Source organism: Kitasatospora sp. NPDC057198 (genome assembly GCF_042670125.1).
In the GTDB taxonomy this organism is placed as follows: Bacteria; Actinomycetota; Actinomycetes; order Streptomycetales; family Streptomycetaceae; genus Kitasatospora.
Map to the genome: position 1 here is coordinate 1 of NZ_JBHUWH010000442.1, position 6,439 is coordinate 6,439.

The 6,439-nt window shown below is 70.2% G+C and carries 4 protein-coding genes and 1 tRNA gene; 3 read left to right on the forward strand and 2 right to left on the reverse strand.

Annotation, left to right across the window (positions count from 1 at the left end; translation table 11 throughout):
• Positions 1-4: 4 nt before the first annotated feature.
• A tRNA-Leu gene (locus tag ACFUEL_RS32545) sits at positions 5-88 on the reverse strand.
• 253 nt (positions 89-341) lie between these two features.
• Here ACFUEL_RS32545 and ACFUEL_RS32550 point away from each other — a divergent pair.
• The gene (locus tag ACFUEL_RS32550; RefSeq protein ID WP_380240647.1) at positions 342-2,690 is read left to right on the forward strand and encodes a glycosyl hydrolase family 18 protein; all 2,349 of its coding nucleotides are present in this window, start codon (positions 342-344) and stop codon (positions 2,688-2,690) included.
• Between the two features lie 245 nt (positions 2,691-2,935).
• Positions 2,936-5,356 (forward strand): chitinase C-terminal domain-containing protein, encoded by a 2,421-nt coding sequence (locus tag ACFUEL_RS32555; RefSeq protein WP_380240652.1) that lies wholly within the window; start codon positions 2,936-2,938, stop codon positions 5,354-5,356.
• 83 nt (positions 5,357-5,439) lie between these two features.
• Here the strand turns inward: ACFUEL_RS32555 and bcp are convergent, their stop codons facing one another.
• Positions 5,440-5,913 carry a thioredoxin-dependent thiol peroxidase gene (gene bcp / locus ACFUEL_RS32560; protein WP_380240648.1) on the reverse strand — a complete coding sequence of 158 codons (474 nt, stop codon included), beginning with the start codon at positions 5,911-5,913 and terminating at the stop codon, positions 5,440-5,442.
• 151 nt (positions 5,914-6,064) lie between these two features.
• On the opposite strand from bcp, the gene ACFUEL_RS32565 reads away from it, so the two are divergent.
• Positions 6,065-6,406: a DUF3618 domain-containing protein gene (locus ACFUEL_RS32565; RefSeq protein WP_380240650.1), complete on the forward strand. Its 342-nt coding sequence runs from the start codon at positions 6,065-6,067 to the stop codon at positions 6,404-6,406.
• Positions 6,407-6,439 lie beyond the last annotated feature (33 nt).

Here is a 6,439-nt window from a genome sequence, read left to right on the forward strand (position 1 = left end):
GGGGTGCGGCCTGAGGGACTCGAACCCTCACGAGATCTCTCTCACGGGCACCTAAAACCCGGGCGTCTGCCAATTCCGCCAAGACCGCCGATGTGTGACTCCCGCCATGCTACTGGGCCGTCGCACGGGCGTGCACCACCCTTTCGGGCGGTGGTGCGGGCCGTCCCGGCTTGTTCAAGAATTGGTACAGACCTATTGACCGGTGTGGTCCAGACCACGTACGTTCGCGCCGATCCGCGGAAAACCGGGCCCCGGGCGGTGCGCACCGGCCGGGCCCGGGTACGTCCTCCTCCCCCACGGCGCCCGGCCCCCCACCCCGGGCGCGAGCATTGGAGCGTCCCATGCCCGAACGCGCCACAGCCGCGCGCTCCGCCGCCCGCACCGGGCGGCGTCCGCTGAAGGCCGGCACCGCGCTGGCGACCGCGACCGCACTGGTGGCCGGCGCCGCCGGACTGGTCACCGCTATCGGCGGCGCCTCCTCGGCCGCCACCGTCAACCTGCTCGCCAACGGCGACTTCGAGAGCGGCACGCTGAGCGGCTGGAACTGCTCGGCCGGCCTCGGCTCGATCACCTCCACCGCCCCGCACGGCGGCAGCAGGGCGCTGCAGGCCGCGGCCTCCGCCTCGGACACCGCCCAGTGCTCGCAGACCGTCGCGGTCAGCCCGAACACCACGTACAGCCTGAGCGGGTGGCTGAAGGGCAACTACACCTACCTGGGCGTCACCGGGACGGGCACCACCGACACCAACTCCTGGGGCTCCAGCGCCGACTGGGCCAGCCGCAGCACCACCTTCACCACCGGCGCCTCCACCACCTCGGTGACGGTCTACACGCACGGCTGGTACGGCCAGGGCAGCTACTACGCGGACGACCTGGTCCTCACCGGGCCCGGCGGCTCCGGCTCCAACAGCCCGTCGGCGAGCGGGAGTTCGAGCGCCAGCGCCAGCGCGAGTGCCAGTGCCAGTGCCAGTGCCAGCGCGAGCGCCAGTGCCAGTGCGAGCGCCAGTGCTTCGCCCTCGCGGAGCGCCTCGCCCTCGGCGAGCGCCTCGCAGAGCGGGACGCCGGGCGGGGACGGGGTGGTGACCACGCCGACCGGGCTGACCGCGAGCGTGTCGGGCACCTCGGTGACGCTGAAGTGGAACGCCTCCACCGACAACGCGCAGAACGGCAACAGCGCGGTCTACCGGATCTTCACCGGCGGCACCACGGTGCAGACCGCGACCTCGATGGGCACCGCGGTCACCGTCTCCTCGCTGCTGCCGAACACCTCGTACTCCTTCACCGTGCAGGGCTACGACAAGGACGGCCACAGCAGCGGGTTCACCGCGCCGGTGAGCGTCACCACCGGGGCGGCCCCGACCGGCGCGCTCAAGTCGGCGTACTTCGCGCAGTGGGGCATCTACGGGAACAAGTACTACCCGTCGACGATGGCCGCCACCGGTGCGGCGGGCGGGCTGAACACGATGACCTACGCGTTCGCCAACATCAACCCGTCCACGCTGAGCTGCTTCGAGACCATCAAGGCCGCGGACACCAACGACAACAACCCGAGCGCCGGCGACGGCGCGGGCGACGCGTTCGCGGACTACCAGAAGGGCTACACCGCGGACATCGCGGTGGACGGCACCACCGACGCCTGGACCCAGCCGCTGAAGGGCAACTTCAACCAGCTGCGCGAGCTCAAGGCGAAGTACCCGAACCTGAAGATCACCATGTCGCTGGGCGGCTGGACGTACTCCAAGTACTTCTCCGATGCGGCGGCCACCGACGCCTCGCGCAAGAAGCTGGTCTCCTCCTGCATCGACATGTTCATCAAGGGCAACCTGCCCTCGATCCAGGGCGACGCCACCGGCGGCACCGCCGCGGCGATGGGCATCTTCGACGGCATCGACATCGACTGGGAGTACCCGGCCTCGGCGGGCGGCCACACCGGCAACCACTACTCGGCCGCCGACACTGCGAACTTCACCGCGCTGCTGGCCGAGTTCCGCAACCAGCTGGACGCGTACGGGCAGACCGTCGGCAAGAAGTACCTGCTGACCGCGGCGCTGCCGTCCGGCCAGGACAAGATCGCGCTGCTGCAGACCGACCAGATCGGCAAGTACCTGGACTACGGCAACGTGATGTCCTACGACATGCACGGCGCCTGGGACGCGACCGGCCCGACCAACCTGCAGGACCCGCTGTACGACAGCCCGAACGACCCGAGCAACCCGGTCGCCCCGGGCACCCAGAAGTACACCGTGGACAACGCGGTCAACGCCTACCTGAACGGCGCCCCGGCGTACGGGATCAAGGGCGGCTTCCCGGCCAAGAAGCTGGTGCTGGGCGTGCCGTTCTACATGCGCGGGTGGACCGGCGTGCCGGCCGGGTCGAACTACGGCCTCTACCAGACCGCGACCGGCCCGGCGGCGGCGCAGGGCACCAGCCAGACCGCCGGCGTGGCGTTCTGGAAGGAGCTGGTGGCGGCCGGCAAGAGCACCGGTTCCGCGGTGCACTGGGACCCGACCACGCAGAGCTCGTGGATCTACGACGGCACCAGCCTGTGGACCGGTGACACCCCGCAGGCCATCGCGGCGCGCGGCGCGTACGCCACCTCCAAGGGCCTCGGCGGGATCTTCGCCTACTCGTTGGAGGCGGACGACCCGTCCGGCACGCTGGTCAACGCGATGACCGGGAGCATGAAGTAGCGTCAGGTTCCGCTAGGGAGGGCCGGATCGTCCGAATGCGGACGGTCCGGCCCTTCATATCAAGTTGGTACAGACCTGTTGACGCGGGTGGTCCAGACCTTTTAGGTTCGGCGGAACTTCCCCCACAGGCGCGCGGCTTCCCACGGCCGTGCGCACGACACTCCCTCCAGGAGGACCGAGTGTTGATCCGAAACAAGGCGGAGCAGCGTCCCACCGCTGCCGTCCGCCACCTCAAGGGCCGCAAGGTGGCGTTCGGCGCCGCCGCGGCCGCGGGGCTGGCGGGCCTGCTGATGAGCACGCTCGGCGCGGCTCCGTCCGCCGCCGCCGTCGACAACCAGGCGTGCCGCCCCGACGGCATGTACACCACGCCCGGCGTCGACGTCCCGTACTGCAACGTCTACGACACCAGCGGCCGCGAGCAGATGGGCGCCGACCACCAGCGCCGCGTCATCGGCTACTTCACCAGCTGGCGCACCGGCAAGGACGGCACGCCCGCCTACCTGGTGAACAACATCCCCTGGGACAAGGTCACCCACCTCAACTACGCGTTCGCGCACGTCGCCTCGGACAACACGCTGTCCGTGGGCGCCGACGGCCCGGACAACGCCTCGACCGGGATGACCTTCCCGGGCGTGGCCGGCGCGGAGATGGACCCGGCGTACTCGTACAAGGGCCACTTCAACCTGCTCAGCAAGTTCAAGAAGCAGTACCCGAACGTCAAGACCATGGTGTCGGTGGGCGGTTGGGCCGAGACCGGCGGCTACTTCGACGACTCGGGCAAGCGGGTCGACTCGGGCGGCTTCTACTCGATGACCGTCAACGCGGACGGGTCGGTCAACCAGGCCGGCATCAACACCTTCGCGGACTCGGCCGTCGCCTTCATCAAGAAGTACGGCTTCAACGGCGTCGACCTCGACTACGAGTACCCGACCTCGATGAAGGACGCGGGCAACCCGCTCGACTACTCCATCTCCAACGCCAAGCGCGCCTCCCTGATGAAGGGCTACGCCGCGCTGATGAAGACCATGCGGGAGAAGCTCGACCGGGCCTCCGCCGCCGACGGCAAGTACTACCTGCTGTCGGTCGCCGCCCCGTCCTCGGGCTACCTGCTGCGCGGCATGGAGACCTTCCAGGTCACCCAGTACCTGGACTACGTCAACATCATGTCGTACGACCTGCACGGCGCCTGGAACAAGTACGTCGGCCCGAACGCCGCGCTGTACGACGACGGCAAGGACGCCGAGCTGGCGGCCGCCAACGTGTACGGCACCTCGCAGTACGGCGGCATCGGCTACCTGAACACCGACTGGGCCGTGCACTACTTCCGCGGCGCGATGCCGGCCGGCCGGATCAACCTCGGCGTGCCGTACTACACCCGCGGCTTCCAGAACGTCCAGGGCGGCACCAACGGCCTGTGGGGCACCTCCTCCACCACCAACTGCCCGGCCGGCTCCGGCCTGACCACCTGTGGTGACGGCGCCGTCGGCATCGACAACATCTGGCACGACCTGGACGACAACGGCAAGGAGTCGCCCGCCGGCTCCAACCCGATGTGGCACGCCAAGAACCTGGAAGCGGGCGTCGTCCCGGACTACCTGTCCAAGTACGGCGTGAGCGACACCGCGCTCAAGGGCACCTACACCCGCAACTACAGCTCGTCGCTGGTCGCGCCGTGGCTGTGGAACGCCGACAAGAAGGTCTTCCTGTCCACCGAGGACGACCAGTCGATCGGCGCCAAGGCCGACTACGTGGTCAACCAGGGCGTCGGCGGCGCGATGATCTGGGAGCTGGCCGGCGACTACAAGTGGGACGCCACCGCCAACGGCGGCAAGGGCGAGTACGTCCAGGGCAACACCATGACCTCGCTGCTGTACGACAAGTTCAAGTCGGCCTCCGCGTACGGCGCGACCCGCTCCACCATCGCGCTGCCGCAGCAGACCCTGCCGATCGACGTGTCGTTCACCCAGTTCGCGCTGGGCGACAACAACTACCCGATCAACCCGAAGATCCACATCGTCAACAACTCGAACGTCACCCTGCCGGGCGGCACCGAGTTCCAGTTCGACTACTCGGTCTCCGCGCCCGCCAACGCCGCCGACCAGTCCGGCTTCGGCTCCAAGGTCATCCGGGCCGACCACACCGGCAGCAACGTCGGCGGCCTGAAGGGCACCTACAACCGGGTCTCGCTGAAGCTGCCGACCTGGCAGACCCTGGCGCCCGGCGCCTCGGTGGACGTCGCCTTCGTCTACTACCTGCCGGTCTCCACCCCCGCCAACTGGACCGTGAACGTCGGCGGCACGCTGTACGGCATCACCGGCGACTACACCCGCGGCACCGCCGCGGGCACCGCCTCGCCGTCCGCGTCGGCCTCCGCGTCCGCCTCGGCCTCGCAGTCCGCGTCGCCGTCGGCCTCGGCCAGCGCCTCCGCCTCCCACTCGGCGTCCCCGTCGGCCTCGGCCTCCGCCTCGCAGTCGGCCTCGCCGTCCGCGTCGGTCACCGCCGGTGCCTGCACGGGCGCCCCGAGCTGGAGCGCCGGGACGACCTACGCCACCGTCACCAAGGTGTCGTGGAAGGGCCACTACTACCAGAACAAGTGGTGGACCGCGGGCGAGGACCCCTCGCTGAGCGGCGCCTGGGGCGTCTGGACGGACCTCGGGGCCTGCTGAGGCTGATCCCGAGCCCATGAACGGCGGTGGCGGTCGACCCGGTCGGGGGGTCGGCCGCCACCGCTGCTTCCCGCTCCCGGCGGCTACTGGCCGACCTTCAGGTCCTTCAGCAGCTTGGCGACGTGGCCGGTGGCCCGGACGTTGTACAGCGCCCGCTCGACCTTCCCCTGCTCGTCCACCACGACCGTCGAGCGGATCACGCCCTGGTAGGTGCGGCCGTAGTTGACCTTCTCGCCGTACGCGCCGTACGCCTCCAGCACCCGGTGCTCCGGGTCGGACAGCAGCGTCACCTTCAGGTCCTCGGCCTCGCGGAACTTCCCGAGCTTGGCCGGCTGGTCCGGCGAGACGCCGATCACGTCGTAGCCGGCGCCCGCGAACACCTCCAGGTTGTCGGTGAAGTCGCACGCCTGCTTGGTGCAGCCGGGGGTCAGCGCCGCCGGGTAGAAGTAGACGATCACCTTGCGGCCGAGGTGGTCGGCCAGCGACACCTCCTTGCCGTCGGCGTCGGGCAGGGTGAAGGCGGGGGCGGTGTCGCCGGGCTGCAGGCGCTCGCTCACTGGGCTCGGGTCTCCTCGGGAGTGGACGGACGGTCGTGCTGCGGGCCAACCTACCTCCGTCGGCGGGTGGCGCTGCGCGCGTGCGGCGGCGAGCTGACAGACTGTCCGAGGAGAAGACGTACCTAGCGGTAACAGAGATGGGGTGGCCCCAGTGGCAGCGAGCGGCAAGGACACGTCGGCACCGCGTACGACGGCCCAGATCGAGGCGGACATCGCCGGCAGCAGGGACCGGCTCGCCGCGACCCTCGACGAACTCGCCATGCGCGTCCACCCGGCCACCGTCGCCGCGCAGACCAAGGCCAAGGTCCGGGCCGCGGTCGAGCAGAAGGCCGGGCGGGCGTACGTCGCCGCGAGCGGGGCCGCCGAGCAGGTCCGGTCGAAGTTCGTGGACGAGGACGGGCGGCCGCGCGTCGAGCGGGTGGTGCCGGCCGCGCTGGTCGGCGTCGGCGTGGTGCTGCTGATCGCCGCGGCGCGGCGGCGGCGCAAGGGCTGACGGCACGTCGCGGCGGGGTCCCGGGCAGGCGCC

Excerpts from the sequence above, each read along its gene's own strand:
- ACFUEL_RS32550 (WP_380240647.1), top strand. The coding sequence starts at position 342 with ATGCCCGAACGCGCCACAGCCGCGCGCTCCGCCGCCCGCACCGGGCGG.